This is a genomic window from Brevundimonas sp., assembly GCF_035626975.1.
Classification (GTDB): Bacteria; Pseudomonadota; Alphaproteobacteria; order Caulobacterales; family Caulobacteraceae; genus Brevundimonas.
Genome location: NZ_DASPMQ010000039.1, coordinates 1 through 26,212, shown reverse-complemented (window position 1 = coordinate 26,212; position 26,212 = coordinate 1). Strand labels below are relative to the sequence as shown.

The 26,212-nt window shown below is 68.8% G+C and carries 32 protein-coding genes and 1 tRNA gene; 6 read left to right on the top strand and 27 right to left on the bottom strand.

Features of this window, described 5'->3' with window-relative positions; all coding sequences use genetic code 11:
- Window positions 1-14: 14 nt before the first annotated feature.
- Window positions 15-473, bottom strand: a complete 459-nt coding sequence (locus tag VEB62_RS10260) for a hypothetical protein (RefSeq protein ID WP_324798924.1) — start codon at window positions 471-473, stop codon at window positions 15-17.
- A gap of 78 nt (window positions 474-551) precedes the next feature.
- Here VEB62_RS10260 and phaC point away from each other — a divergent pair, with 78 nt between their 5' ends.
- Window positions 552-2,522 (top strand): class I poly(R)-hydroxyalkanoic acid synthase, encoded by a 1,971-nt coding sequence (gene phaC / locus VEB62_RS10255; RefSeq protein WP_324798922.1) that lies wholly within the window; start codon window positions 552-554, stop codon window positions 2,520-2,522.
- Window positions 2,519-2,899, top strand: a complete 381-nt coding sequence (locus tag VEB62_RS10250) for a hypothetical protein (protein ID WP_324798919.1) — start codon at window positions 2,519-2,521, stop codon at window positions 2,897-2,899. The genes phaC and VEB62_RS10250 overlap by 4 nt, the downstream gene beginning before the upstream one ends.
- On the opposite strand, the gene msrB is transcribed toward VEB62_RS10250, so the two are convergent.
- The 5 genes from msrB to rplM all read right to left on the bottom strand — a co-directional run bounded on the left by msrB (window position 2,886) and on the right by rplM (window position 5,942).
- Entirely contained in the window at window positions 2,886-3,380 is a 495-nt protein-coding gene (msrB, locus tag VEB62_RS10245; RefSeq protein ID WP_324798917.1) for a peptide-methionine (R)-S-oxide reductase MsrB, read from the bottom strand. The two genes, VEB62_RS10250 and msrB, sit on opposite strands and share 14 nt — an antisense overlap.
- Window positions 3,381-3,570: 190 nt before the next feature.
- A complete protein-coding gene (gene argC, locus VEB62_RS10240) occupies window positions 3,571-4,500 on the bottom strand; it encodes an N-acetyl-gamma-glutamyl-phosphate reductase (RefSeq protein WP_324798913.1) in 930 nt (309 codons plus the stop codon).
- Entirely contained in the window at window positions 4,497-4,865 is a 369-nt protein-coding gene (locus VEB62_RS10235) for a hypothetical protein (RefSeq protein WP_324798910.1), read from the bottom strand. The genes argC and VEB62_RS10235 overlap by 4 nt, the downstream gene beginning before the upstream one ends.
- Before the next feature lie 73 nt (window positions 4,866-4,938).
- A complete protein-coding gene (gene rpsI, locus VEB62_RS10230) occupies window positions 4,939-5,463 on the bottom strand; it encodes a 30S ribosomal protein S9 (RefSeq protein WP_414642023.1) in 525 nt (174 codons plus the stop codon).
- A gap of 2 nt (window positions 5,464-5,465) precedes the next feature.
- Window positions 5,466-5,942: a 50S ribosomal protein L13 gene (rplM, locus tag VEB62_RS10225; protein ID WP_324798907.1), complete on the bottom strand. Its 477-nt coding sequence runs from the start codon at window positions 5,940-5,942 to the stop codon at window positions 5,466-5,468.
- A gap of 704 nt (window positions 5,943-6,646) precedes the next feature.
- Between rplM and VEB62_RS10220 the strand changes: the two genes are divergently transcribed.
- Complete coding sequence (locus VEB62_RS10220) at window positions 6,647-8,068, top strand: alkaline phosphatase PhoX (RefSeq protein WP_324798905.1); 1,422 nt, start codon at window positions 6,647-6,649, stop codon at window positions 8,066-8,068.
- Here VEB62_RS10220 and VEB62_RS10215 read toward each other — a convergent pair.
- Window positions 8,037-9,104 carry a COX15/CtaA family protein gene (locus VEB62_RS10215; RefSeq protein WP_324798903.1) on the bottom strand — a complete coding sequence of 356 codons (1,068 nt, stop codon included), beginning with the start codon at window positions 9,102-9,104 and terminating at the stop codon, window positions 8,037-8,039. The genes VEB62_RS10220 and VEB62_RS10215 overlap by 32 nt on opposite strands.
- 136 nt (window positions 9,105-9,240) lie before the next feature.
- Here VEB62_RS10215 and VEB62_RS10210 point away from each other — a divergent pair, with 136 nt between their 5' ends.
- Entirely contained in the window at window positions 9,241-9,492 is a 252-nt protein-coding gene (locus VEB62_RS10210; RefSeq protein ID WP_324798901.1) for a transglycosylase, read from the top strand.
- 1 nt (window position 9,493) lies between these two features.
- A complete protein-coding gene (locus VEB62_RS10205) occupies window positions 9,494-9,706 on the top strand; it encodes a DUF2842 domain-containing protein (RefSeq protein WP_324798897.1) in 213 nt (70 codons plus the stop codon).
- Window positions 9,707-9,746: 40 nt separating this feature from the next.
- Here the strand turns inward: VEB62_RS10205 and VEB62_RS10200 are convergent.
- From VEB62_RS10200 to VEB62_RS10170, 7 genes are all read right to left on the bottom strand, one after another.
- A tRNA-Pro gene (locus VEB62_RS10200) sits at window positions 9,747-9,823 on the bottom strand.
- A 55-nt stretch (window positions 9,824-9,878) separates the two neighbouring features.
- The gene (locus tag VEB62_RS10195) at window positions 9,879-10,304 is read right to left on the bottom strand and encodes a MerR family transcriptional regulator (RefSeq protein ID WP_324798894.1); all 426 of its coding nucleotides are present in this window, start codon (window positions 10,302-10,304) and stop codon (window positions 9,879-9,881) included.
- 6 nt (window positions 10,305-10,310) lie between these two features.
- Window positions 10,311-10,619, bottom strand: coding sequence for an integration host factor subunit alpha (locus VEB62_RS10190; protein WP_324798891.1), 309 nt, complete (start codon window positions 10,617-10,619; stop codon window positions 10,311-10,313).
- Between the two features lie 75 nt (window positions 10,620-10,694).
- Window positions 10,695-11,672 carry a beta-ketoacyl-ACP synthase III gene (locus VEB62_RS10185; protein ID WP_324798888.1) on the bottom strand — a complete coding sequence of 326 codons (978 nt, stop codon included), beginning with the start codon at window positions 11,670-11,672 and terminating at the stop codon, window positions 10,695-10,697.
- Window positions 11,669-12,742: a phosphate acyltransferase PlsX gene (gene plsX / locus VEB62_RS10180; RefSeq protein WP_324798885.1), complete on the bottom strand. Its 1,074-nt coding sequence runs from the start codon at window positions 12,740-12,742 to the stop codon at window positions 11,669-11,671. The genes VEB62_RS10185 and plsX overlap by 4 nt, the downstream gene beginning before the upstream one ends.
- A gap of 91 nt (window positions 12,743-12,833) precedes the next feature.
- Window positions 12,834-13,346, bottom strand: a complete 513-nt coding sequence (locus tag VEB62_RS10175; protein ID WP_324798883.1) for a YceD family protein — start codon at window positions 13,344-13,346, stop codon at window positions 12,834-12,836.
- Window positions 13,343-13,876, bottom strand: a complete 534-nt coding sequence (locus tag VEB62_RS10170; protein WP_324798880.1) for a ubiquinol-cytochrome C chaperone family protein — start codon at window positions 13,874-13,876, stop codon at window positions 13,343-13,345. The genes VEB62_RS10175 and VEB62_RS10170 overlap by 4 nt, the downstream gene beginning before the upstream one ends.
- 82 nt (window positions 13,877-13,958) lie before the next feature.
- Here VEB62_RS10170 and VEB62_RS10165 point away from each other — a divergent pair, with 82 nt between their 5' ends.
- Window positions 13,959-14,435: an outer membrane protein assembly factor BamE gene (locus VEB62_RS10165; protein WP_324798877.1), complete on the top strand. Its 477-nt coding sequence runs from the start codon at window positions 13,959-13,961 to the stop codon at window positions 14,433-14,435.
- A gap of 108 nt (window positions 14,436-14,543) precedes the next feature.
- Here VEB62_RS10165 and VEB62_RS10160 read toward each other — a convergent pair whose 3' ends face one another.
- The 13 genes from VEB62_RS10160 to mmsB all read right to left on the bottom strand — a co-directional run bounded on the left by VEB62_RS10160 (window position 14,544) and on the right by mmsB (window position 25,979).
- Entirely contained in the window at window positions 14,544-16,697 is a 2,154-nt protein-coding gene (locus VEB62_RS10160; protein ID WP_324798874.1) for a sodium-translocating pyrophosphatase, read from the bottom strand.
- Window positions 16,698-16,877: 180 nt separating this feature from the next.
- Complete coding sequence (locus VEB62_RS10155) at window positions 16,878-17,300, bottom strand: hypothetical protein (protein ID WP_324798871.1); 423 nt, start codon at window positions 17,298-17,300, stop codon at window positions 16,878-16,880.
- Window positions 17,301-17,337: 37 nt separating this feature from the next.
- On the bottom strand, window positions 17,338-18,327 hold the full coding sequence (gene thiL, locus VEB62_RS10150) for a thiamine-phosphate kinase (RefSeq protein ID WP_324798869.1): 990 nt from the start codon (window positions 18,325-18,327) through the stop codon (window positions 17,338-17,340).
- Entirely contained in the window at window positions 18,327-18,854 is a 528-nt protein-coding gene (gene nusB, locus VEB62_RS10145; protein WP_324798866.1) for a transcription antitermination factor NusB, read from the bottom strand. Before nusB ends, thiL begins: the two co-directional genes overlap by 1 nt.
- Entirely contained in the window at window positions 18,851-19,315 is a 465-nt protein-coding gene (ribH, locus tag VEB62_RS10140; protein WP_324799286.1) for a 6,7-dimethyl-8-ribityllumazine synthase, read from the bottom strand. Before ribH ends, nusB begins: the two co-directional genes overlap by 4 nt.
- The gene (gene ribB, locus VEB62_RS10135; protein ID WP_324798863.1) at window positions 19,309-20,442 is read right to left on the bottom strand and encodes a 3,4-dihydroxy-2-butanone-4-phosphate synthase; all 1,134 of its coding nucleotides are present in this window, start codon (window positions 20,440-20,442) and stop codon (window positions 19,309-19,311) included. The genes ribH and ribB overlap by 7 nt, the downstream gene beginning before the upstream one ends.
- Entirely contained in the window at window positions 20,442-21,032 is a 591-nt protein-coding gene (locus VEB62_RS10130) for a riboflavin synthase (RefSeq protein ID WP_324798860.1), read from the bottom strand. Before VEB62_RS10130 ends, ribB begins: the two co-directional genes overlap by 1 nt.
- A complete protein-coding gene (locus VEB62_RS10125) occupies window positions 21,033-21,683 on the bottom strand; it encodes a RibD family protein (protein WP_324798857.1) in 651 nt (216 codons plus the stop codon).
- The gene (gene nrdR / locus VEB62_RS10120; RefSeq protein ID WP_324798855.1) at window positions 21,683-22,147 is read right to left on the bottom strand and encodes a transcriptional regulator NrdR; all 465 of its coding nucleotides are present in this window, start codon (window positions 22,145-22,147) and stop codon (window positions 21,683-21,685) included. The genes VEB62_RS10125 and nrdR overlap by 1 nt, the downstream gene beginning before the upstream one ends.
- A 7-nt stretch (window positions 22,148-22,154) precedes the next feature.
- Window positions 22,155-23,465 carry a serine hydroxymethyltransferase gene (gene glyA, locus VEB62_RS10115; RefSeq protein ID WP_414642021.1) on the bottom strand — a complete coding sequence of 437 codons (1,311 nt, stop codon included), beginning with the start codon at window positions 23,463-23,465 and terminating at the stop codon, window positions 22,155-22,157.
- Between the two features lie 36 nt (window positions 23,466-23,501).
- Window positions 23,502-23,669: a DUF6898 family protein gene (locus VEB62_RS10110; protein ID WP_414642030.1), complete on the bottom strand. Its 168-nt coding sequence runs from the start codon at window positions 23,667-23,669 to the stop codon at window positions 23,502-23,504.
- A 19-nt stretch (window positions 23,670-23,688) separates the two neighbouring features.
- Window positions 23,689-24,915, bottom strand: coding sequence for a 5-aminolevulinate synthase (gene hemA, locus VEB62_RS10105; protein ID WP_324798846.1), 1,227 nt, complete (start codon window positions 24,913-24,915; stop codon window positions 23,689-23,691).
- Window positions 24,916-25,055: 140 nt separating this feature from the next.
- Entirely contained in the window at window positions 25,056-25,979 is a 924-nt protein-coding gene (mmsB, locus tag VEB62_RS10100; RefSeq protein WP_324799283.1) for a 3-hydroxyisobutyrate dehydrogenase, read from the bottom strand.
- Window positions 25,980-26,212 lie beyond the last annotated feature (233 nt).

Sequence of the window (26,212 nt, the reverse complement as noted above, 5' to 3'; positions counted from 1 at the left end):
ACCGTTAGTATGGGTTAGCGGCGCGGAACCGGCGGCGGCGCGCGGCCCCGCTCGCGGGTGCGCCGGGCGAATTCCTCGATCTCGGCGGCGGTTTCCTGCGTCACCGGCGCGACCTGCACCGCCTCGACCCGGGCCTGTGTCGCCGCCGCGAAGGCGGCCGGGTCTTCCGTCAGGGTCCATTCGATCCGGGCGACCTCGTCCGCCAGCGAACCGCGCGACGCGTTCAGGGCGCCGACGCGCGCGGCTAGGACCGCCGGCTCCGGTTCGGGCTGAAGCGACTTCGGGAAGTCCGCCCAGCGGGGGTATTCGCGGTGGGCGTCGACCAGCGCCTGGACCCGCGGCGCCACCGCTGATGTCGGGTCCGTCTCCGGATTGAACGCCCCCACGCAGGCCGTCAGACCGGCCGTGGCGACGGCGGCGGTCAGGACCGCTGCGAATTTCCGGATCGGCGCGTTCATGTCAGGGGCGGTCATATGCCATGATCACTCCGGGCGGAAGGGCGACGGCGACCCTTACGACCGATCCTGACGTCCTCCCCGGAGCCTCCGCGCATGGCCAAGCGTCCGACCACCCCGTCTCCGGCCTCTGAAACCGGCGCCCCGCGCCCGGTCCGCAAGTCCGGCCGGCCCACCTCGGCCAAGCCCCCCCGCCCTCGCGCGGCGAAGGCGGCCGCTGTGGAGCCCGCGCCCGCCGCCCGGGCCGCGCCGGATTCCGCTCCGCAACCCCAGGCCGCCCCGGACTTCGCCCTGCCCGGCGCCGACCAGCGCCAGATGCTCGAGACCCTGTCGCTCAACCTCGCCCGCGCCGCGATGACCGCCCAGTCGGCCATCGCCGAGGCCGCCCTGGCCCAGGCCGACCGCCCCGCCGCCCTGTCGCCCGATCCGTTCAACGTCGGCCCGGCCATGACCCAGGTGATGACCGGCCTCGCCTCGCGTCCCGACAAGCTGTTCGCCGCCCAGGCCGACCTGTTCAACCGCTACATGGACCTGTGGGCCTCCACGACCCGCCGCGCCGCCGGCGACGAGACGCCCGCGGCCTCCGCGAAGGACAAGCGCTTCAAGGACCCGGCCTGGTCCGAGAACCCGATGTTCGACGTCATGCGCCAGTCCTATCTGGTCACCGCCGACTGGATGAACGGCCTCGTCTCCAGCGTCGAGGACATCGACCCGCGCACCAAACGGCGGGCCGAGTTCTTCACCAAGCTGCTGACCGACGCCTTCTCCCCCTCCAACTTCCTCGCCTCCAATCCGGCCGCCCTCAAGGCGCTGGCCGAGACCAACGGCGAATCGCTGGTCAGGGGGATGCAGAATTTCGCCGCCGACATGGAGCGCGGCGCCGGCAAGCTGAAGATCAGCCAGGCCGACTACGGCCGCTTCGAGGTCGGCAAAAACGTCGCCACCGCCCCCGGCCAGGCGGTCTGGCGCGACGAGCTGTTCGAACTGATCCAGTACGATCCGGCCACGGAGAAGCAGCGCGCCGTCCCGCTGCTGATCTTCCCGCCGTGGATCAACAAATTCTACATCCTGGATCTCCAGCCCGGGAACTCGATGATCCGCTGGCTCTCGGCCCAGGGTTTCACCGTCTTCGTCTGCTCCTGGGTCAATCCCGACGTCGACAAGGCGAACTACGGCTTCGACGACTATCTGGAGAAGGGCATCTACCGCGCCGTCGAAAAGGCGCTGGAGCAGTCGCGGGCCGACCACATCAACACCGTCGGCTACTGCATCGGCGGCACCCTGATGGGCGCGGCCCTCGCCCACATGGCCGCCCGTGGCGACGACCGCGTCACCGCCAACACCTTCTTCGCCGCCCAGCACGACTTCGCCGAGGCCGGCGACCTGCTGCTGTTCACCGACGACCACTGGCTCCATGAGATCGAGCAGCAGATGGACGCGGCCGGCGGCGTCCTGCCCGGCGCGGCCATGGCCGAGACCTTCAACGCCCTGCGCGCCAACGACCTGATCTGGTCGTTCTTCGTCAGCAACTATCTGATGGGCAAGGACCCGCCGGCCTTCGACCTGCTGTTCTGGAACGCCGACCAGACCCGCATGCCGAAGAAGCTGCACCTCGACTACCTGCGCTCCATGTACGGCCGCAACGCCCTCTCGAAGGGCGAGTTCGAGATCGGCGGCGTCCGCGCCGACCTGTCGAAGGTCCGCATCCCGCTCTACTTCCAGGCCAGCCGCGAGGACCACATCGCCCCGATGGCCTCGGTCTACCGCTCGGCGAAAGCCTTCTCCAACGCCGCCGTCACCCTGACCCTGGCCGGCTCGGGCCACATCGCCGGCGTGGTCAATCCGCCTTCCGCCAACAAATACCAGCACTGGATCAATCCCGCCCTCCCCGACTCCCTCGCCGAGTGGCAGGCCGGGGCCGAGGAGCATCCCGGCAGCTGGTGGAACCACTGGGCCGACTGGCTGCACGCCCGCTCCGGCGACTGGGTCCCGGCCCGCGACCCCAAAAAAGGCCCGCTTCCCGCGATAGAACCGGCCCCCGGCTCCTATGTGAAGGTGAAGTCTTGAAGCGGATCGAACCCAACCTGCTGCTGGCCCTGTCGACCGGGCTGGCGCTCATCCTCGTGGTGGTGACGACCAGCTTCTACGGCGCCACGGTCCAGCTGGCCCGCAATCTGGCCCTGGCGGGGGCCTGCTCGATCGGCTTCGTGCTGCTGAATCCGATCCTGCAGCGCCGCCTGAAACGCCCCGCCCGCCCGCCGATGATCCATCGCGACAGCCCCGGCACGGCGGCCTGGGCCGGCCTGTTCCCGATGGGGGTCATCCTCGCCGCCGCCGTGCCGATCTTCTGGCCGGGCCACGACTACGGCCTGCTGGTGATCATCGCCGCCGTCTGGTTCGGCGTCACCCTCGAGTCCGCAATCACCGCCGTCAGGCGGGCCTGAAGCTCAGCGCCACGCCGTTGTTGCAGTAGCGCTTTCCGGTCGGCCGCGGCCCGTCGTCGAAAATATGCCCCTGGTGCCCGAGGCAGCGGGCGCAGTGATACTCCGTGCGCGGAATGCCGATCTCGAAGTCGGTCTTCGTCCCGATATTGGCGGCGATCACGTCGTAGAAGCTGGGCCAGCCGGTGCCGCTGTCGAACTTCCACTGCGACCGGAACAGGGGCAGCTCGCAGCCCCGGCAGACGAAGGTCCCGCGCCGGTGCTCGTCGTTCAGCGGACTGCTTCCCGGCCGCTCGGTCGCCGCGTGCCGCAGCGTCCGGTAGCTGGCCGCCGGCAGCCGCGCCCGCCACTGGGCGTCGGTCAGCCGCCGGAACGGCGAGCCGGCGTACTGCGCCTCGGAGGCGTCGGCGCTGTCCGACGAACAGGCCGACAGGGCCAGCGCGCCGGCGGTGAGCAGCAGATGGCGGCGGGAAAGGGGGGTCATGACCGCTGATAGGTCGGCACGATCACCTCGGTTTCAAGCGGAGACACTCACAAAACCGCTCATCCCGGCGAAAGCGGGGACCCAGTGTTTTGGGTGATGCGGCGGCGCCTGTGATCTCGGGCCCGCTGGCCTGAAACGCTGGCGTCAAGCTGGACAGGACTGGGTCCCGGCTTTCGCCGGGATGAGCGGATCATTGAAGCCCCGTCTCTTCCGCCAGCCCCAGCATCAGGTTGAGATTCTGCACCGCCGCCCCCGACGCCCCCTTGCCGAGATTGTCCAGCAGCGCCACCAGCCTCACCTGCTCGCCCGCCCGGTCGCCGAACACGTGCAGCCGCATCCGGTTGGTGCCGTTCAGCCCCTCCGGATCGATCCCGGTCATAACCTCGGTCGCCTCCAGCTCGGCCACCTCGACGAAACGCGCCCCGGCGTAGGCCGCTGCGAGCGCCCCGTGCACCACCTCCACCGACGGCGAGCCCGGCAGCGCCGCCAGATGCAGCGGAACCTCGACCAGCATCCCCTGCCGGTAGGCCCCGACCGCCGGCGCGAACAGCACCGGCCGCTCCAGTCCCGTGTGCGCCGTCATCTCCGGCACATGCTTGTGCTTCAGCGACAGCCCATAGGCCCGATACGGCTCAGCTCCCGCCTCGAACTCCGCGATCATCGCCTTGCCGCCGCCCGAGTAGCCGGACACGGCGTTGACCGTCACCGGCCAGCTCGCCGGAATGATCCCAGCCGAGACCAGCGGCCGGACCAGCCCGATGAACCCCGTCGGATAGCAGCCCGGGTTCGACACCCGCGTCGCCCCCGCGATCCGCTCCCGCTGCCCCGGCGCCATCTCGGCGAAGCCGTAGGTCCAGGCCGGATCGACCCGATAGGCCGTCGAGGCGTCGATGACCCGCACCCTGGAGTTCTCGATCATCGCCACGGCTTCCCGCGCGGCGTCGTCCGGCAGGCACAGGATCACCGCATCGGCGCTGTTGAGCGCCTCGCGCCGCGCCTCGACGTCGCGCCGCCGGTCGCCCAGCAGGATCAACTCCAGATCGGAACGCGCCTCCAGCCGCTCGCGGATCTCCAGCCCCGTGGTCCCGGCCTCGCCGTCGATGAAGATGGTGTGGGTCAAATGTAGAACTCCGGGCCGCCGCGCTTCGCCACGGTGACCGCTTCGTAGGGACCGATATCAGAGTAGATAAGCAGCGCTCCGCCTCTACTGAAGCCGATCCGCATCTCCAGACCGTCTGTCTCAAGCGAAATGGCGTCTTGGTCCAGGAGAACATGGAACTCGAGCGGCTTCTCGGCGAACCACTCCTTGGCATAGGCCACGCGCGTCTCGTCCGGTCTGACGTACGTCATGTTCAAGCCGACATCGACATAGCAGTCGTTATCGAACACGAGGCGAAGGGATGCCGCGTTCAGCGCGATCTGGATCAGCCGCGCCGGCTCATCGAGCAGGAACGCCAGCTTCTCTGAGGGCGGGAATTCGTACATCGGTGGCTCCAGCCAATGAAAAAGGGCGCTCCGGTTTCCCGAAGCGCCCCCATCCAAACCGTGTTGAAACGGCCTAGCGCTTCGAGAACTGGAACGACTTGCGGGCCTTGGCGCGGCCGTACTTCTTGCGCTCGACGACGCGGCTGTCGCGGGTCAGGAAGCCGTGCGGCTTCAGGACCGGGCGCAGCGCCGGCTCATAGTGGGTCAGGGCGTGCGACAGGCCGTGGCGGATGGCGCCGGCCTGGCCCGACAGGCCCGAGCCCTGGACGGTGCAGTCGACGTCGAACTGGGTGACGCGGTCGGTCACTTCCAGCGGCTGGGCGATCATCATGCGCAGGATTTCGCGGGCGAAATACTGCAGCTGATCCTTGCCGTTGATGGTGATCTTGCCGGTGCCCGGCTTGATCCACACGCGGGCGATCGCGTTCTTGCGCTTGCCGGTCGAATAGGCGCGGCCCTGGGCGTCCAGCTTCTGGACGTACACCGGGTGCTCTTCGCCCGCGCCCGGGGATTGCATCCCCTTCAGGGCGTCGAAGCCGGTCAGGGTTTCGGCGGCGGGGGTTTCCACGGCGGGCGTTTCAGCAGTCACGTCGGTCATGCTCAGACGCTCCGGGTGTTTTTGGGAGACGCCGACTTGAAGTCGATCGTTTCCGGCTGTTGGGCTTCGTGGGTGTGCGCGGCGCCGGCGAACAGGCGCAGGTGCGTCATCTGCAGGCGGGCCAGCGGGCTCTCCTTGGGCAGCATGCGCTCGACGGCCTTCTCGAGCACGCGCTCGGGGAAGCGGCCGTTCAGCACCTTCTCGGGGGTCGTCTGCTTGACGCCGCCCGGGTGGCCGGTGTGGCGGTAGTAGATCTTGTCGGTGTTCTTCTTGCCGGTGAACACCACCTTGTCGACGTTGGTGACGACGACATAGTCGCCGCAATCGACGTGCGGGGTGTAGTCGCCGCGGTGCTTGCCGCGCAGACGGTTGGCGATGAAGGTCGCGAGACGGCCCACCACGACGCCTTCGGCGTCGATATGGATCCATTTCTTCGTGACCTCGGCCGGCTTCAGCGAAGCCGTGGTGCTCTTCAGCATGACGAGGGTTCCCGGGAGGACGAACGGAGTGCCCGTCCCGTGACCGGGATGAGCGGAAGGCGCGCTGATAGAGGAAGCGGATCGGAAGGTCAATGCGGGATGGTGAGCACATGGAGCGCTAGAGCATTGTTTTTGAAACATATATCAGACACGGTATTAAAATACCGCATCCGGATGGCGTCGCCCTCGTGTCTCCTCCCTGTCGCGCAGCGTTGGGGAGGTGGCGCGGCGCGACTACGCGCCGTGACGGAGGGGCGCCTTTCCGACGCTCGACCGTTGTGTCCGCCGAGCCCCTCCACCGCTTCGCGGTCCCCCTCCCGATCGCTGCGCGACAGGGAGGAGACGGAAGCGCCGTGACGCTGTGCTGACAATCCGCGAATCTATAGTCGGGTTCGGCGGAAAATAGCTTGCCCTTTCAATCATATCCCCGATTCTCGACCCGTTCTTCCCGCCACAGGAGACGGGCGCCGCAGACTGAGCGCCGGGTCTTTGACAATCGAACCGCCGCGCACCGGCACAGGCGCGTCGCAATTCCCAACCGGACGCGGCGGAGTCAGACTCTTCAGACTGTTCAGACTGTGTTTTGAGTCTGAATCGCGATCGCCGGGCCGCCCGACCCGGACGCCCCGCCCCACCGTCACAGAACCATGATGACCGCCGCCGCCCGGCTCGCCATAAGTCCCCCGGCCCTCTCGGAGATTCCCATGCGCCTGCAGCGTCGCGACCTTCTCACCGGCTCGGCCGCCGCAGTCGCCTTCACCGGCCTCGCCCGCAACGTTCAGGCCCAAACTCCGGCGGCCGCCGCGACCGAAGAGACCTACGTCAACGAAATCCACGGCTACGGCCCCCTGGTCCGCGACCCCAACCGCCTGCTCGACCTGCCCGAGGGCTTCACCTACCAGGTCATCTCCCAGAGCGGCGACACCATGGACGACGGCCTGTTCGTCCCCGGCCAGCCTGACGGCATGGGCTGTTTCGATCTCGGCGGCGGCAAGGTCGCCCTGGTCCGCAACCACGAGCTCAAGGGCTCCAGCGCCCTGCACCGCAACCTCGGCCCCGGCGGCTTCCATCAGGAGCGCATCGGCCTGCTCGATCCCGCGAAGGGCTACGACACCTACAAGGACGGCCGCGCCCTGCCCGGCGGCACGACCACCCTGGTCTACGATCTTGAGACCCGCCGCACCGTCAGCCAGCACCTGTCTCTGGTCGGCACCTCGACCAACTGCTGCGGCGGCCACACGCCCTGGGGCAGCTGGCTGACCTGCGAGGAGAACGAGGAGACCCCGGCCGACGCCGACGTGACCAAACCCCACGGCTTCGTCTTCGAGGTCCCCGCGAACGCGACCGGCCTCGTCGATCCCGTCCCGCTCAAGGCCATGGGCCGGTTCGAGCACGAGGCCGTTTGCGTCGATCCCCGCACCGGCATCGTCTACCTGACCGAGGACAAGAACGACGGCCTGTTCTACCGCTTCATCCCGACCACGCCCGGCAAGCTGGTCGAGGGCGGCCGCCTCCAGGCCATGGCCTTCAAGGGCAGGCCCGGCGCCGACTCGACCAATCAGGAAGCCCGGGAATGGGCCGTCGGAGATTGGCGCGAGGTGGTCTGGATCGACATGGAGGACGTCGAGGCCCCGAACGCCGACCTGCGCTTCCGCGGCCACGCCGCCGGCGCCGCCCTGGTCGCCCGCGGGGAAGGCATCTTCTGGGGCGACGGCGAACTCTACATGACCGCGACCTCGGGCGGTCCCCTCCGCCGGGGCCAGATCATGCGCTACGTCCCCTCGCGCGACGAGGGCCGTCGCGGCGAGGCGCGCCGCCCGGGCCGCATCCAGCTGTTTCTCGAAAGCGCCGACGAGCGCACCATGAACATGGGCGACAACATCACCATCGCGCCCTGGGGCCACCTGATCGTCTGCGAGGACAACTACTCGTCCGACATCCGCAACCACCTCAAGGGCGTCACCCCGGACGGCAAGGTCTATACGATCGGCCGCAACGTCTTCACCGGCAACAGCGAGTTCGCCGGCGCGGTCTTCTCGCCCGACGGCGAGGTGCTGTTCGTCAACATCATGTACCCGGGCGTGACCTTCGCGATCAGAGGACCCTGGACCTCGGTCCGGACATGAACAGCCGCGGCTGCGAGCGGCGGACCAGCCACAGGTTCACCGTCGCCGCCGCCAGCACCAGCGCCGCGCCGGCCTGATGCAGGGCGCCGAGCCACAGGGGCACGGCGTTGATCAGGGTGATCACGCCCAGCGCCGCCTGCAGCCATAGCGCCGCCGCCAGGGTGAAGGCCGCCGCGCCCAGCCCCTCGGCCAGCCGCCAGCGCCACGCCTGCAGCGCATAGATCGTCCCGCCGATCAGCAGGCCGTAGGCCATGATCCGGTGATTGAACTGCACCAGCGCCTGGTCGTGCAGGAAGGCCAGCGCCCCCCGGCTCCATTCCACCGGCGCCAGCACCTCGCCGTTCATCAACGGCCAGTCGGTATAGACGAAGCCGGCCTTGGCCCCGGCCACGAGCCCGCCCAGCAGGCACTGCACGAACACCGCGCCCAGCAGGATCGCCGCGCCCCGGCTCCAGCCGGCCGGATGGCGCGACCGCTCCTCGCCGTTCCAGGCCTCCAGCCCGGTCCAGATCAGCCCCGCGAAGATCAGCAGCGCCAGGCCGAGGTGAACCGCCAGCCGCTCCGGCGCCACGTCGACCCGCTCGCTCAGCCCGCTCGACACCATCCACCAGCCGATCAGCCCCTGCAGCCCGCCCAGCGCCAGCAGCACCGCGCAGCGCCCGATCAGCCGCCGCGGCATCCTGCGCAGCACGAGGAAGACCACGAACGGCGCGGCGAAGACCACGCCGATCAGCCGCCCCAGCAGCCGGTGGAACCACTCCCACCAGAAGATGCCCTTGAACTCGCCCAGGGTCATGCCGGCGTTGACCTGCTCGTACTGCGGGATGGCGCGGTATTTCTCGAACGCCCCGGCCCAGTCCGCCGCGGTCATCGGCGGCAGGGTGCCCATGATCGGCTTCCACTCGGTGATCGACAGACCCGATCCGGTCAGCCGGGTGACGCCGCCGACCACCACCATCGCGAACACCAGCGCCGCCGTGACGAACAGCCAGATGGCCACAGCCCTGCTCTGATCGCCCGTGCTGAAACGCTTCATTCGACGCCCGCCGTCCCGACCGTTACAATACGCGGCGCGCCGCTGGTCCGACGCCCGAGCGAGCGGTATGCCCGCCCACGACGGCGAGATCGAGTCGCTTTTGGACGCCGCTGCGTCGCAGGTCAGGAGAAGCCGGGTGCAATACGCCGATATCGTCGTCGCCGTCGCGGGGGCCTTCGCCCTGGCGTGGACGGCCGACCAGCTGACGGGCCGGCGCGGCCTGTTCGCCACCTCGCTGGTCTCGGCCGTGGCCGCGATCGCGGGCTGGTTCCTGGCCGTTCGCGTCTTCGCCGTCTCGACCATGGACGGCTGGACCTGGGTCGGCTGGTCGCTGGTCGCCTCGACGCTGGCGCTGGCGACCTTCTTCCTGTTCCGCAACAAGCGCTGACATGGGTCCGCGCACCCGCCGCTTCATCGCCATGCTCGGCGTGCTGGCCTTCCTCGCGGTCTGGATCTGGGGCGCGATCAGCATCCGGGGCCTGCTGCCGCCCTCGCAACTGCTCGATCTGCTGTTCTTCGCCGTCGCCGGCATCGGGTGGGGCGTGCCCCTCTATCCGTTGTTCCGCTGGGCCGAACGCGGCTCGGGCAAGAAACGGGATTGAGGTTCGCGGCGCCGCCGCGGTTTCCGGGTCAAGGGAAGAATGGTCGGAGCGACAGGATTCGAACCTGCGACCCCTTGACCCCCAGTCAAGTGCGCTACCAGGCTGCGCCACGCTCCGAGAGGCGCTCCCTATAGACGGGGCGCCGCCGCCCCGCAAACCCAAAAGCGACCTCTCAGGCGGTTCTCGAAAGAACGGCCTCGAGACGCGCCCGCGCGCCCTCCAGTTCGGCCAGGATCTGACGCAGCCGGACCGACGAAGCGCCCGTCCGAACCGTCGGCTCCGGAGCCGCTCCGGCGCCGCCCTCAGGCTCGAACGGCACGGCGCCCTCGGGGTCGCCGTAGGCGGCCAGCCGCTTCAGCCCCTGCTCGCGATGCAGGCGCTGCACGCCCTTGATGGTCAGGCCGTCCTGATGCAGCAGCCGCTTGACCGCCTTGAGCAGCACCACGTCCTGCGGTCGATAGAACCGCCGCCCCCCGGCCCGCTTCAGCGGGGTGATGAACGGGAATTTGGTCTCCCAGAAGCGCAGCACGTGCTGCGGCGCCCCGACCTCGTCAGCCGCTTCGGAAATGGTGCGGAAGGCGTTCGGGCTCTTGGCCACAGCGCGTCAGGCCTCCACGACGGCGTCGTGAACCCGGCCCTTCATGATCTGCGAGGCGCGAAAGCTGATCACGCGCCGCGGATGGATCGCCGCAGGCTCGCCGGTCTTGGGATTGCGGCCCATCCGGGCCCGCTTCTCGCGGACCTGGAAGACGCCGAAGCCGGACAGCTTCACCGTCTCGCCGCGCTCGAGGGATTCGATGATCAGCTCGAGGGTCCGCTCGACCAGGGCCGAACATTCCTGCCGCGACAGGCCGACCTCCTCGTGGACCGCCTCACACAGGTCCGCCCGCGTCAGGGTCTGGTGCTGAGCCAATCGTCCGCTCCCCTCGAAAAGTCCGTAGCACCCATAAAAGAGCAAGCGCCTTCAAATGGAAAGCCGAATTGCGCCCTACAGGCGAAAGGCGCAGGCCCCCCAGGTCAGGCCGCCGCCCATCGCCTCCGCCAGAACGAGGTCGCCGCGCTTGATCCGTCCGTCCTGAATCGCCGCGTCCAGCGCCAGCGGAATCGAGGCCGCCGAGGTGTTGGCGTGCAGGGCCACCGTCGAGATCACCTTGTTCTCGTCCAGGCCCAGGCGGTCGCCGACGCCCTTGATAATCCGCTGGTTGGCCTGGTGCGGCACGAACCAGTCGACGTCGGCGATCTCAATGTCCGAGGCCGCGCAGGCGGCCGTGATCGCTTCGGCGATATTGACCACGGCGTTGCGGAACACCTGGTTGCCGGCCATCCGCAGGTGCCCTACCGTCCCCGTCGTGGCCGGCCCGCCGTCGACATACAGCAGGTCGGTCTTGGTTCCGTCGCAGCGCAGGGCGAAGCCGAGCAGACCCTGGTCGGCCTTGGTCCCCTGCCCTTCGCGCGGCTCCATGACCACGGCTCCGGCTCCATCGCCGAACAGCACGCATGTCGAGCGGTCGGTCCAGTCCATCAGCCGGGTCATTTCCTCGGCGCCGATGACCAGGGCGCATTTGGCCATGCCGCGGGCCACGAAACCGTCGGCGACGCTCAGCGCATAGACGAAGCCGGAGCAGACCGCCTGGACATCGAACGCGATGCAGGTCGGCACGCCCATCTTGCGCTGCACGATGGAGGCGACCGACGGGAAGGTCATGTCGGGCGTGGTCGTCGCGACGATGATCATGTCGACGTCCGCGGCGGTCCGACCGGCGTCGCGCAGCGCCCGCTTCGACGCCTCGACGGCCAGATCGCTGGTCGGCTGGTCGTCGCGCGCCCTGTGCCGCTGGCGAATGCCGGTGCGTTCGACGATCCACTCGTCCGAGGTGTCGACGATCTTCGCGAGGTCGGCGTTGGTCACGACCTGTTCCGGCAGATAGGAGCCGACGCCGGTCACGGCGCTGCGAATTACGCTCACTGGGGAGTCTCCATGGCCGCATTCTCCGCGGCCGGCTGTTCAAGCACGACGGTCAGCCGGTTGAGGCTTTCGCTGACCTTCTTCAGATAGTCGCTGCGGGCCAGATCGACAGCGATGCGGATCGCATTTCCATATCCCTTGGCGTCGGCCCCGCCGTGGCTCTTGACCACGATGCCGTTCAGACCCAGCAGCGGGCCTCCGTTGATGGCGCTGGGGTCGATCTTCTGGCGCATCCGCCTCAGGGCCGGCAGGGCCAGCAGGGCGCCCGCCCTCGCCGGCACGCTGGAAGTCAGCGCCTCCTTCATCAGCGCCGAGATGAACCGCGCCACGCCCTCGGCGGTCTTCAGCGCGATATTGCCGGTGAAGCCGTCGGTGACGACCACGTCGACCGTGCCCTTGGCGATGTCGTCGCCCTCGACGAAGCCCTTGTAGTCGAGGCCCAGACCGCCCTCGCGCAGGATGCGCCCCGCCTCGCGGACCTCCTCATGGCCCTTCATGTCCTCCGAACCGACATTCAGCAGCCCGATTGTAGGCTGGCCGCCGCCATGCACGGCGGCATGAAAGGCCTCGCCCATGATGGCGAACTCGACCAGTTGCTCGGCATCGCTTTCGATGTTCGCCCCGACATCCAGAACCGCGGTGATGCCGCGCAGGGTCGGCCAGCTGGCGACGATGGCGGGCCGCTCCAGACCGTGGGCCGACATGCGAAGGATCAGCTTGGAAATGGCCATCAGCGCGCCGGTGTTGCCGGCCGACACGACGGCGCCCGCCTCGCCCGACTTCACCGCCTCGATGGCGTTCCACAGGCTCGAGCCCTTGCCCCGGCGCATGGCCTGGGCCGGCTTCTCGTCCATGGCCACGACCTTGTCGGTGTGCCGCACCTCGCAGACATCGTCGCCGAGCGCGCATTTCGCCATTTCGGCGCGGATCGCCGCCTCGTCGCCGTGCAGGAGGAAGCGCACACCCTCGCCGCCATGGCGCTTTCGGTAGTCACGCACCCCCGCCACCACGACTGGCGGGCCGTGGTCCCCGCCCATGGCGTCGAGCGAAATCAGAACTGGGGATGGCAAGCCGTTTCGACTCCGTCGCGCCGTCAGCCCGGCGCTCGTCTGGGGCGACGATAGCGCCGCACCGGGGGGATGCAACCGCGCCGCTCTTGCGTCAACCTTCGTCGGACGGCCGAAGCTGCTTCAGCACCGCGAAGGGCGAGATTTCCGTCGGCTCGGGCGGCTGCACGAATTCCGCGCCGGGCTTGCGCGGAAAAGGATCCAGCCGCAGGGCGAGTTGTTCGACCGCATACTGCCCCAGATCGACCTGTCCGCCCTCGATGGGATCAGGCGATTCATCGTCCAGGGTGATGACAATCTCGTCGGAATTCTCGTCGATCGCCTCCGCCAGAGAGACGGTGAATGGCGCGTCGATCTCGACCGGCAACGGTTCAAGGGTGATGCCGCAGGTCTGGGCCAGGCTGGCCCGCACCCGGCCGGACAGCCGCCAGCCGCCGGGCGACGGTGCGAGGGTCATCTCCGCCACAAAGGCGTCCAGCGAGACGAGGTCCAGGGCCTTGGCGATCCGCGCCCGCGCCGCTGCGTCGGGCTGCAGGGTCCGCGTCACGCCGCCGCCGACCTGATGCAGTCGCACCGGTTCGCTATAGGGCAGGTCCATGCCGCTCATGCCTTGATCTCCGCCCAGTCAGGCCGCGTTGTCGCGGCCGAATAGTCCTGCGCCGCCAGCCGGGCGCGGCTGGCCAGCGCATAGGCCGCCAGGGCCTCGCCCACGACCGGGTCGTGGCTCTCGAACACGTTGCGGGACAGGCTCGCGGCCAGAGCCGCCGCGTCTCCCTGGCGCAAAGGCGGCTCATAGGCGGACATGCGACCGTACATGGCCTCGCCGAGCTTGCGCATCTTCTTGCCCACCGAGATATCGCCGACTCCGAGCTCGCGAAGCGCGTGGTCCAGAGCCGACACATAGGTGTCGAACAGCGCCTGCCCGGCCTCGGCGCCCTGTTCCCCCTCATCGCGCAACCGCATGACCAGCAGCAGCACGTGCAGGGTGTAGAGCTCGAATCGGGCGTCGATCCGGTCGGCGACGCCCATTCGCGTATAGAAGCCCGGATCGCGCGCCTGCTGCACCGCCCGTTCATACAGCGGCTCGCCCAGACGCTCGCGGGGACGGGTTCGGAAGAGATTCTGAAGCATGATCATGCGGCCCCTTTTCCGCCGCGCCGTTGAACTAAGGCTCGGGTCCGGTTAGGTCAAAGACCTTGTTCTCTCGCAGGCGCCGTCCATGCTCCGTACCAAGCTCCTTATCGCCGCCCTGTCGGCCGCCGCCCTGACCGCGGCCTGCGCTCCCGTCGTGGGCCAGAACGGCTTCCAGGCCATTGACGCCAAGCCGGCCGATATCGTGGCTGGCACGGACACCAAGCAGACCGTGCTGACCAAGCTGGGTACGCCATCCACGACCTCGACCTTCGAGCGTGACAACATCTGGTACTACATCAGCCAGGTCACCGAGAAATACACCTACAACCGCCCCCAGGTGACCCAACGGACCGTCACCGAGATCACCTTCAACGACGCCGGGCAGGTCGCCGGGGTGCGCACGCTCGGCCTCGATGACGGGCAGCAGCTCGCCATGAACGGACGCGAGACCCCGACCCGCGGTCGTCAGCTGACGATCCTCGAACAGCTGCTCGGCAACGTCGGCCGCGGCCAGCTGCCCCGCACGGACGAGGATATCCCGGGCCAGCGCCGCCCCGACTAGGGCCTGCATCCGCATCGCCACACACGAGAACGCCCCGGAGATCGCTCTCCGGGGCGTCTTTCGTTGGGGTCCGCCGCGTCCCGGAGGACGCGGCGGGAAGGCGGAGGCTCAGCCGACGTTGCCGCTGGCCAGAACCGCCAGCAGCAGCAGGGCGACGATGTTGGTGATCTTGATCATCGGGTTCACCGCCGGACCGGAGGTGTCCTTGTAGGGATCGCCGACCGTGTCGCCGGTCACCGCGGCCTTGTGAGCCTCGGAGCCCTTGCCATGGACGACGCCGTTGCGATCGGTGAAGCCTTCCTCGATCACCTTCTTGGCGTTGTCCCAGGCGCCACCGCCCGAGGTCATCGAGATGGCCACGAACAGGCCGGTCACGATCACACCCATCAGCATGGCGCCAAGCGACGCGAAGGCCGTGGCCTTGTCCGAGATCATCAGCACCGCGACGAACAGGACGATGGGCGACAGCACCGGCAGAAGCGACGGCACGATCATCTCGCGGATCGCCGCCTTGGTCAGGATGTCGACGGCCCGGCCGTACTCCGGCTTGACCTCATAGGTCATGATGCCGGGGTTCTCTCGGAACTGGCGGCGCACCTCGGCCACCACGGACTCGGCCGCGCGCCCGACCGCCATCATCGACATGCCGCCGAACAGGAAGGGCAGCAGCCCCCCGAACAGCAGGCCGACGACGACGTACGGATTGGTCAGGGCGAAGTCGACCGTGCCCATGTTGGCGAAGAAGGGGAACTCCGCCGCATTGGCCGCGAAATACTCCAGGTCCGACGTGTAGGCGGCGAAGAGCACGAGGGCTCCGAGGCCGGCCGAGCCGATGGCGTAGCCCTTGGTCACGGCCTTGGTGGTGTTGCCGACGGCGTCCAGGGCGTCGGTCGAGTGACGAACGTCGGACGGAAGTCCGGCCATCTCGGCGATGCCGCCCGCGTTGTCCGTCACCGGCCCGAAGGCGTCCAGCGCCACGATCATCCCGGCGACGCCGAGCATGGTCGTGGTGGCGATGGCGATGCCGAACAGGCCCGCCAGCTGGTAGCTGGTGATGATGCCGACGATGATGGTCAACGCCGGCAGGGCGGTCGACTCCAGCGAGACGGCCAGGCCCTGGATGACGTTGGTGCCGTGACCCGAAACCGAGGCGTTGGCGACCGAGCGCACCGGACGGAAGTTCGACCCGGTGTAGTATTCGGTAATGACCACGATGGCGGCCGTGACGGCGAGGCCGACGAGGCCGGACCAGAACAGGTTCATGGCGGTGATCGGGTCGCCGCCGACCGGCGTGACCACGGCGTTGCCGGGCAGCAGCTGGTTGATCACCAGCCAGAGGGCGCCGACGGACAGCACGCCGGTGACGATCAGGCCCTGATAGAGAGCGCCCATGATGTTCTGCTTCTTGCCCAGGCGGACGAAGAAGCTGCCGATGATGGAGGTGACGATGCAGACGCCGCAAATGGCCAGCGGCAGCAGCATCATGGTTTCGACATAGGGCAGGTCGCGGAAGAAGATGGCGGCCAGCACCATGGTGGCGACCGTGGTCACCGCATAGGTCTCGAACAGGTCGGCGGCCATGCCGGCGCAGTCGCCGACGTTGTCGCCCACGTTGTCGGCGATGGTCGCCGCGTTGCGGGGATCATCCTCCGGAATGCCGGCCTCGACCTTGCCCACCATGTCGCCGCCGACGTCGGCGCCCTTGGTGAAGATGCCGCCGCCGAGACGGGCGAAGATGGAGATCAGCGAGGCGCCGAAGCCCAGGGCGACCAGGCCGTCGATGACCTCGCGGCTGGTGCTCGGAAAGCCCATGCCCGCGGTCAGGAAGGCGTAATAGCCCGCCACGCCCAGCAGGGCCCCGCCGGCCACGAACATGCCGGTGATGGCGCCGGAGCGGAACGCCAGGTCGAGACCCTTCGACAGGCTCTCGGAGGCGGCCTGCGCGGTGCGGACGTTGGCGCGCACCGAGATCAGCATGCCCGCGAAGCCGGCGAGGCCGGACAGGACCGCGCCGATCACGAAGCCGATGGCCGCCCACGGGCCGATCAGGAAATACGCGGCGACGAGGATGACGACGCCGACCATGGCGATGGTGGTGTACTGCCGCCGCAGATAGGCCGAGGCGCCTTCCTGGATCGCGGCGGCGATCTCGCGCATCTTGTCGGTGCCGGTCGAGGCCTTCATCAGCGAGGCGGTCTGGATCAGTCCGTAGAGGACCCCCAGCGCGCCTGCGGCGATGACCAGCCACAGATAGTTACTCATGGCGTTTCCAAACCCTGTGTTTCTAGAGGCGCCCGGACCCTTGGCGCGGCGGGCGTTATTCGCCTCTGTCCGCCTTCCGGTCCCCCCGTGCGCACCGGACGCGAGTCTGCGTCCCTGGGGAAATGCGGCGGAAACGTGCCAAATGCGCCGGGGCGACGCAACAGGGTTAGTGAACGGGGCTCAGGCTCCGCCCACGCCGGTGCGCCGCCGGGGCGCCTGGCTGATGACCTCGACCCGTGTCACCGCCCCGCGTCCGGCGATCGGGACCGCGGCGCGCATCAGGCTCGCGGACAGGGCCGCGGTGTCGATCCGGGTCCAGTCATCCTCCACGACGAAGGGCGTCCGGTGTCCCGCGCGGACGAGGGCGTCACGCAGATAGGCCTCTTTCGGCCGCATCGATTCGGGGGTCGCCGATCCTCCGAGGTGCAGGCGCAGGGAGACGAAGATGTAGTTGCGGATGCGGCCGCCCGAGATGATCGGCAGCCCCAGGCCGGCGATCCCCAGGCTGGCCCCCGCCGCGGGCGTGTCGCTGGCGCTGGCCGTCGTGCCCGCAGCGATCGACGGCAGGGCGATGGAGGCGGCGATCAGGTCACGGCGGCGCATGGAGCGACGATGGAGCGATCGCCTTGAGATTTCGTTGTCAGCCGTGGGTGAAGCCCGGTCGGTCGATCAGGATCGGCTGACCGGCAAACCGGGCGACGACCCCCTGCCCCGCCACGACGCGGCCGATGCGGGTCAGCCGCAAGTGGCGCCGTTCGGCTTCGCGCCGCAGCGCGGCCTCATCGGACGGACGGGCCGTGAAGGCGATCTCGTAATCATCGCCGCCGGTGGCCAGCCGTTCCAGCGCCGCCTGCTCGTCGACCCGCCCCTCGTACCAGGCCTGGCCCGCGGCTGAGCGCGGCGCCAACTCCAGATCGATCTCGATCCGGACCTCACCCGTTTCGGCCATGTGCCCGAGATCGGCGATCAGGCCGTCGGACACGTCGATCGAAGCGCTGGCGAAGTCGCGGATCGGGACTATGAAATCGACACGCGGCGTCGGCGTTCGGTACCGCTCGAGCAAGGCGGCGATCCGATCCGGATCCAGGGCGAGCTTTTGCTGCGCCGCCTGAAGGCCCAGCCAACCGTCGCCGATCGATCCGGTGACGAAGACAAGATCGCCCGGACGGGCGCCGGCGCGGCCGACCGTGCGCCCCTTCGGCGTCCAGCCGAGCAGGGTCATGGAGAAACTCGCCGGCCCCGGCGTAACGACGGTGTCCCCGCCCAGCAGGGCGACGCCGAAGGTCTTCTGGTCGGCGCGGAGACCATCGACGAACGTCATGCGCTCGGGCCAGCCGCAGCGTTCCGACCAGTGGCAGGCCAGCAGGTAGCCGAACGGCTCGGCCCCCTTGGCGGCCAGGTCGGACAGGTTCACCCGCAACAGCTTCCTGGCCACGGTGTCGAGCGGATCGGAGGGCAGGAAGTGCACGCCCTCGACAATGGCATCCTTGGTCAGGACCAGGTCGTAACCCGCCTTCGACGGCACGACGGCGACGTCGTCCTTCAGACCCCGGCCCCATTCGGGGTGGGCGAGGGGCGCGAACAGCCGCCGGATGGTTTCAAACTCACCGGCGACATCGACCGCCGCCATCAGGAGCCGCGGGCGTCCCGGGCCACGCCGTCCAGCGCCGCGTTGACGAATTTGGCCTCGGCGTCGTCGAAGAAGGCCTTGGCCAGTTCGACGTATTCGTCGATCACGATCTCCTTCGGCACATCCTGCCGCTCCCGCAACTCCCAGGCGCCGGCTCGCAACAGGGCCCGCAAGGTCGAGTCCAGCCGCTCCAGCCGCCAGTTCGACGCCAGCCGCGCCTTGACCGCCCCGTCGATGTCGCGTTGGCCGTCGACCACGCCGCGCACGATGCCGGCGAACCAGTCCTCGTCGGCTTCGGCGAGGGGTTCCCCCTCGATGTCGGCGTCGAAGCGATGGTTCGAGAACTCGGCGATGACCGTCTCCACGCCCTCTCCGGCCAGCTCCATCTGGTACAGCGCCTGGACCGCGGCGAGCCGCGCCACGGTGCGGGCGCGGCGCTGGCGGGAGGTCAGCTGCGGCTCGGCGCGCTGTTTTTCGGCTTCGGCGAGTTGCTCGAGCACGGATTTGAGGCTGGCGGGTTCGGTCACGACGCCAGTCCTACGCGCAGCCGCTTGCGCAAGGCAATCAGGTCGAGACAGGCGCGCGCCGCGCCGCCGCCCTTGTCGCCCTCGCTGATCCGGGCCCGGGCCCAGGCCTGGTCCTCGTCCTCGGTCGTCAGGATGCCGTTGCCGACGATGACGCCCTTGAGGCCGAGGTTGCGGATGCCGGCCGCCGATTGATCGGCGACGATCTCGAAATGATAGGTCTCGCCGCGGATGACGCAGCCCAGCGCCACATAGCCGTCATAGCGGGGCGCGGTGGGGAACCGGCCGGCCTCCTCGGCCAGGGCGATGGCGGTCGGCACCTCCAGCGCGCCCGGGACGGAGACCACGTCGAACTCGGCGCCTTGCGCGCGCAGGGCGTCCTTCGCCCCGTCCAGCAGGGCGTCGGCCAGATCGTCATAGAAGCGCGCCTCAACGATGAGAACGCGAAAGGGGTCGCTTACGATTGGTCTTCTCCGTCCATGTCGCGCCAGCCGACGATGCGCAGGCCGTAACCCTCCAGCGCGGTGGGATTGGGCCGGGTCGAGCTCATCACAATCATGTCCCGGACGCCGAGGTCGAGCAGGATCTGCGCGCCGACGCCGTAGTTGCGCAGGGCCCGGTCGACCGCCTTGGGCTTTTCAACGCCGGCCAGCCGCTCGGCCAGACCATGAAGTTCCGGATCGCGCAGGAACACGGTGACGCCCGCGCCGGCATGTTCGCTGATCGCCTTCAACGCGCGCGGCACATAATCCTGACGGGCCTCGACATGGCCCAGCAGGTCCGCGGCGAAATCGACCTGGTGCATTCGCACCAGCGTGGGCCTGCCCGCTTCGATCTTGCCCTTCACGAGGGCCACGTGTTCGACGCCCTCGATGGTGTTGCGGTACAGCATCAGCCGGAACGGACCGCCGTGGATGCTTTCGAACGGCGTGTCCATGACCCGTTCGACGTAGCGCTCGGTGCGGCGGCGATAGGCGATCAGGTCAGCGATCGTCCCGATCTTCAGGCCGTGCAACTGGGCGAAGGCGACCAGATCGGGCATTCGCGCCATCGAGCCGTCGTCGTTCATGATCTCGCAGATCACGCCGGCCGGGGTCAGGCCAGCCATCCGCGAGATGTCCACCGCCGCCTCGGTGTGGCCGGTGCGGACAAGCACGCCGCCGTCGCGGGCGACCAGCGGGAAGACGTGGCCGGGCGAGACGATGTCGTCGGCCCCCCGGGTCGGGTCCGCGGCCACCTGCACGGTGCGGGCGCGGTCGGCGGCGGAGATGCCGGTCGTGACCCCTTCCTTCGCCTCGATCGAAACGGTGAAGGCGGTGCCCATGCTCTCGCGGTTCTCGGCCGCCATCGGCGGCAGGCGAAGCTGGCGGGCGCGGTCGGCGGTGATGGCCAGGCAGATCAGGCCTCGCGCATGCCGGGCCATGAAATTGATCTGGTCCGGGGTCGCGAACTGGGCCGGGATGATGATGTCGCCCTCGTTCTCGCGATCCTCGGCGTCGACGAGGATGTAGGGCTTGCCGTTGCGGGCGTCCTCGAGGATGTCCTCGATCGGGCTGATCGGGCTGTCGTTCATGTTGGCCGCCAATTGCATCAGGCCGTCTCCTGCCACCGCGCGAGGTATCGCGCCAGCATGTCGATCTCGAGATTGACGGCGTCGCCTGGATTCAGGCTGCCGAGCGTGGTCGCCTCCCAGGTGTGGGGAATGATGTTCACCTCGAAGCGCTGGCCCTCGACCCGGTTCACGGTGAGTGACACGCCGTCGACGGTGATCGAGCCCTTGGGGGCGATGTAGCGGTGCAGCGGCGCCGGAGCCTCGATATGGACCCGGTGCGATCCCCCCTCCGGCTCGACAGCCACGATGCGTCCGAGCCCGTCGACATGGCCGGAGACGATATGGCCGCCCAATTCGTCACCGAGCTTCGCCGCCCGCTCCAGATTGACGCGCCGGCCCTCGGCCCAGTCGCCGAGGCTGGTCTTCGACAGCGTCTCGCCGGAGACTTCGACGGCGAACCAGCCCGGCCCCTTCCCGGTCACCGTCAGGCAGCATCCGGCATGGCTGATCGAGGCTCCCAGATCGATGGTCGAGGTATCCCACGCCGTTTCGATCTCGTACCGCCGATCACGCTCGGTCTGGCGGACCGAGCGGACCCGGCCGATGTCTGTGACAATGCCTGTGAACATTCAGAGCCTCTCGTAGCGCTCCCACAGGTCGTCACCGCAAGGCTCCGCCGCAAGGCGCCGGAACCGGCGCGCCTGACCGAGCTCCCCTACGGCGAGCGAGCCGACGCCCGGACGTCCCTCCGCCCCGAGGAGAATGGGGGCGCGGAACCATTCGATGCGATCCACCGAGTCGGCGCGCAGGAAGCTGGCCGCGACCTCGCCGCCGCCCTCGACCAACAGGGAGATGAAGCCCCGATCCCGCAGCGTCGTCAGGGCATGCCGCAGGGAGACGCGGCCGTCCCGGCCGGTGTGCACCTGGATCACCTCGACGCCCGCCCGCACAAGGGCCGGCGAGGGCAGCTGGACGGTCAGAACGATCACCGGCCACTCGCCGGCCGAACGGGCCAGCCTGGAGCCCCGGTCCAGCCGCTGGCGGCTGTCCATAACGACCCGGGCCGGCTGGCGACTCTCCTGCCCCGGCGGCCGGGCGGTCAGCATCGGGTCGTCGGCCAGGGCCGTGCCGACGCCGATCAGGATGGCGTCATGGGAGGCCCGCAGCCTGTGGCCCTCAGCTCGCGCGGCCTCGCCGGTGATCCACCGGCTTTCGCCGGAGGCGGTGGCGATGCGGCCGTCCAGCGATGTGGCCAGCTTCAGGGTGACGCGCGGGCGCATCAGCTCCGCTCGTCGTCCAGACCCTCGTCGCCGAGGAATTTGGCGAAGTCGTTGGTGTGGCGGAAGTCCTTGTAGACCGAGGCGTAGCGGACGTAGGCGACCTCATCGACCGACTTCAGCGCCTTCATGATGAAGTCGCCGACGGTCGAGGACGGGATCTCGGTCTCGCCGAGGCTTTCCAGCTGGCGGGTGATGCGGCTGACCAGCTGTTCGACCTGCTCGGCCTGCACCGGGCGCTTGCGCAGGGCGACGTTCAGCGACCGCTCCAGCTTGTCCCGGTCGAAGGGCGTACGGCGGCCGTTGCGCTTGAGGATCATCAGCTCGCGCAGCTGGACCCGCTCGAAGGTGGTGAAACGCCCGCTGCACTGCGGACAGGACCGGCGGCGACGGATGGCGGCGCCGTCGTCGGACGGGCGGCTGTCCTTCACCTGGGTGTCCTGGTTTCCGCAGAAGGGGCATTTCATCGGCGGGTCATCCGTATATCGGGAAGCGGCGCGTCAGGTCGCGCACCTGTTCCGCGACGTGCTGCGACACGACGGCGTCGGCCTCGTCCGTGCCCTTCATCGAATCGATCACATCGGCGATCCAGTGGCCGACCTGCTGGAACTCGGCGACGCCAAAGCCGCGGGTGGTGCCGGCCGGCGTGCCCAGGCGGACGCCCGACGTCACCGTGAAGGGCGCGGTGTCGAACGGGACGCCGTTCTTGTTGCAGGTCATCAGGGCGTGTTCGAGCGCCGCCTCGGTGGCCTTGCCGGTGACGCCCTTGGGCCTGAGGTCGACCAGCATCAGGTGGCTGTCGGTGCCGCCCGAGACGATGGCCGCGCCGCGCTCGACCAGCACGGCGGCGAGGGCCTGGGCGTTGGTCACCACCTGGCGGGCATAGATCTTGAACTCGGGCTTCAGCGCCTCGCCGAAGGCCACGGCCTTGGCGGCGATGACGTGCTCCAGCGGGCCGCCCTGCAGACCGGGGAAGACGGCGGAGTTGATCTTCTTGCCCAGCTCGACGTCGTTCGACAGCACCATGCCGCCGCGCGGGCCGCGCAGGGTCTTGTGGGTGGTGGTGGTGACGACATGGGCATGCGGCAGCGGGTCGGGATAGACGCCGCCGGCGATCAGGCCCGCATAGTGCGCCATGTCGACCATCAGATACGCGCCGACCGAGTCCGCGATCTCGCGGAAGCGCTTGAAGTCGATGTGGCGGCTGTAGGCGCTGGCCCCGGCGAGGATCAGCTTCGGCTTCTCCTTGTCGGCCATTTCCGCGACGTGATCGTAGTCGATCAGGTGGGTGTCTTCGGTGACCTTGTAGGTCACGGGCCGGAACCATTTGCCGGACTGGTTGGCGGGCGAGCCATGGGTCAGGTGGCCGCCGGCGGCCAGATCCATGCCGAGGAAGGTGTCGCCGGGGGTCAGCAGGGCCTGGAAGACCGCCTGGTTGGCCTGGGCGCCCGAGTGCGGCTGGACGTTGGCGAAGGCGCAGCCGAACAGTTCCTTCGCCCGGCTGCGGGCCAGGTCCTCGGTGACGTCGACGTATTCGCAGCCGCCGTAGTAGCGGCGGCCCGGATAGCCCTCGGCGTATTTGTTGGTCAGGACGCTGCCCTGCGCCTCCAGCACCGCCCTCGAGACGATGTTCTCGGACGCGATCAGCTCGATCTGCTCCTGCTGGCGGCGGAGTTCGCCCTGGATGCCGCCGAAGATGTCGGGGTCGGCGTCGGCGAGGGATTTCGAGAAATAGTCGGCGTGGGTGAAGGCGGTCACAGGAGTCCCCGAATTGCGGCGCTTCATTTAGGCCTGTGCAGGGCCGGCCACAACATCTTGTGGTTAGCGGGCCGCCAACGCGCGTCTGAGCTTGGCGAGGGCGATGCGTTCGAGGCCTTTCGGCTCGGCGGCGGGGCCGACGGCGGAGGCTTCAAGACCGGTGGCGACGTGGACGGCCGAACACTTCAGATAGGGCCCGTTGCGGGTCATCTCGATGATGACTTCGCCCAGGTCGGGGCCCGGATCGGCGTCAGGCGACGGCAGGGAGGCGCGCCACGTTGCAGTGGGTCCAGAGCTTGTCCATGGCGGCGACGAGGTCGTCCATCATGGCGTCGGTGTGGTTCGGCGACGGGGTGAAACGCAGGCGCTCGGTGCCCTTGGGCACGGTCGGATAGTTGATCGGCTGGACGTAGACGCCGTGGTCCTCGAGCAGCATGTCCGAGATCATCTTGCAGTGGACCGGGTCGCCGACGTGCACCGGCACGATGTGGCTCTCGGACGGCAGCACCGGGATGCCGGCCGCCGCGAGGCGGGCCTTGAGGGTGGCGGCGCGCTCCTGGTGGGCCTCGCGCAGTTCCGGATGGGCCTTCAGATGCCGGACCGAGGCCAGGGCGCCGGCCGTCAGGGCCGGCGGCAGGCTGGTGGTGAAGATGAAGCCCGAGGCCCAGCTGCGCACGGCGTCGACGATGACGGCGTCGGCGGCGATGTAGCCGCCCATGACGCCGATGGCCTTGCCGAGGGTGCATTCGACGATGTCGATGCCGTCCAGCAGGCCGTCGCGCTCGGCGACGCCGGCGCCGGTGGGGCCGTAGAGGCCGACGGCGTGGACCTCGTCGAGATAGGTCATGGCGCCGTACTTCCGGGCCAGGGCGATGGTGCCGGCCAGGTCGGCGATGTCGCCGTCCATGGAGTAGACGCTCTCGAAGGCGATCAGCTTGGGCGCGCCGGCGGGCGCGTCGCGGAGCAGGTTTTCGAGGTGTTCGAGGTCGTTGTGGGCGTAGATGTGCCGCTCGCAGCCGCCGTTGCGGATGCCGGCGATCATCGAGGCGTGGTTCAGCGAATCGGAGAAGACGATCAGGCCCGGCAGGATGCGCTGCAGGGTGGTCAGGGTCGCCTCGTTGGCGACGTAGCCCGAGGTGAAGAGGAGCGCCGCCTCCTTCCGGTGCCAGGCGGCCAGTTCGGCCTCGAGGTCGACGGCCGAGCGGGTCGTGCCGGAGATGTTGCGGGTGCCGCCGGCCCCGGCGCCGACCGCATCGATCTCGGCCTGCATGGCCTCGAGCACCACGGGATGCTGGCCCATGCCGAGATAGTCGTTCGAGCACCAGACCACGACCTCCTGCTCGGAGCCGTCGGCGCGGCGGCGGATCGCTTTCGGAAATTGGCCGCGCACGCGCTTCAGGTCGGCGAAGACGCGGTAGCGTCCCTCGCTCTTGACCTGCTCCACGGCGGTCTGGAAGGCGGCCTTGTAGTCGAACAAACCTGTGGCTCGTCTGATCGTTCCGGAATGGCCGGGTTTTGCGCCGCAGCCGGGCGAAAGTCTATCAGCGGAGCCGGTTAAATCGTCGCAACCTTCTAATTGATAACGGTTCTCAGGTTCATTCGTGCGGCCGACGGAGGTCAGGCTTTCGGCAGGTCGTCGAGCCGGCCGCGCAGCAACTGAAGCATGCCGGAGAAGTCGCGGCCGCCGTAGCCGAGGCGGTCGTAGAGGGCGTAGAGCGCCTCGGCCTGGGCGCCGAGCGGGGTCGTGGCGCCGTTTTTGGCGGCGGCGTCCTGGGCGAGCTTGAGGTCCTTGAGCATCATGGCGCCCGCGAATCCGCCCTCGTAGCCGCGGTTCGAGGGGGCGGCCGGCACCGGACCGGGCCACGGATAGTAGTTGCTGACCGACCAGCACTGGCCGGAGGATTTGGTGGCGATCTCGAAGAAGCGCTCGGGATCGAGGCCCAGCCGCTCGGCCAGGGCGATGGCCTCGCAGGTCCCGATCATCGAGATGCCGAGCAGCATGTTGTTGCAGATCTTGGCCGCCTGCCCCGCCCCGTGGTCGCCGGCGCGGATGGTGATGCGGCTCATCGGCGCCAGCGCCGGCTCGACGCGGGCGAAGTCGGTCTCGTCGCAGCCGACCATGAAGGCCAGGGTCCCGGCGTCGGCGGCGGCGGTGCCGCCCGACACCGGCGCGTCGGCGAAGGCGTAGCCGGCGTCCTTCGCCAGGCCGGCGACCTTGCGCGCGGTCTCGACGTCGATGGTCGAGCAGTCGAGCAGCAGGGCGCTGGTCGGGGCCGCGCCGATGATCTGTTCCGAATAAACCTTGAGCACGTGCGGGCCGGCCGGGAGCATGGTGATGACCACGTCGGCGTCCTTCACGGCCGCGGCGACCGAGCCGGCGGGGGTGCAGCCGTGTTCGGCGGCGCGACCGAGCGCGGCCTGCGACAGGTCGAAGGCGTTGACGCGATGGCCGGCCTTCGCCTGGTTGGCCGCCATGCCGCCGCCCATGTTGCCGAGGCCGATGAAGGCGATGGTGTGGGTCATGGCGTCGTCTCCCTGAATTTTCCTTGCGCCGGGATTAGCGGCTCGCCGTGGCGGACGCCAGACACGGGTCTTCGTCCTCCGGCGGGGGACCGACGCAAGTTGGGGAGGGTGCGGGGCGGCCGGGCCTCGCCCGGCTGTGAGTTTGTTTTACCGTTTCGACGAGGTGACCGCCCCGCGTGGCCGTTTTCCACCCGCCCGTCGATTGCCGGCCCTTCTCGGACCTCCTCGACTCGCCGGCCCGTCGTCCTTGC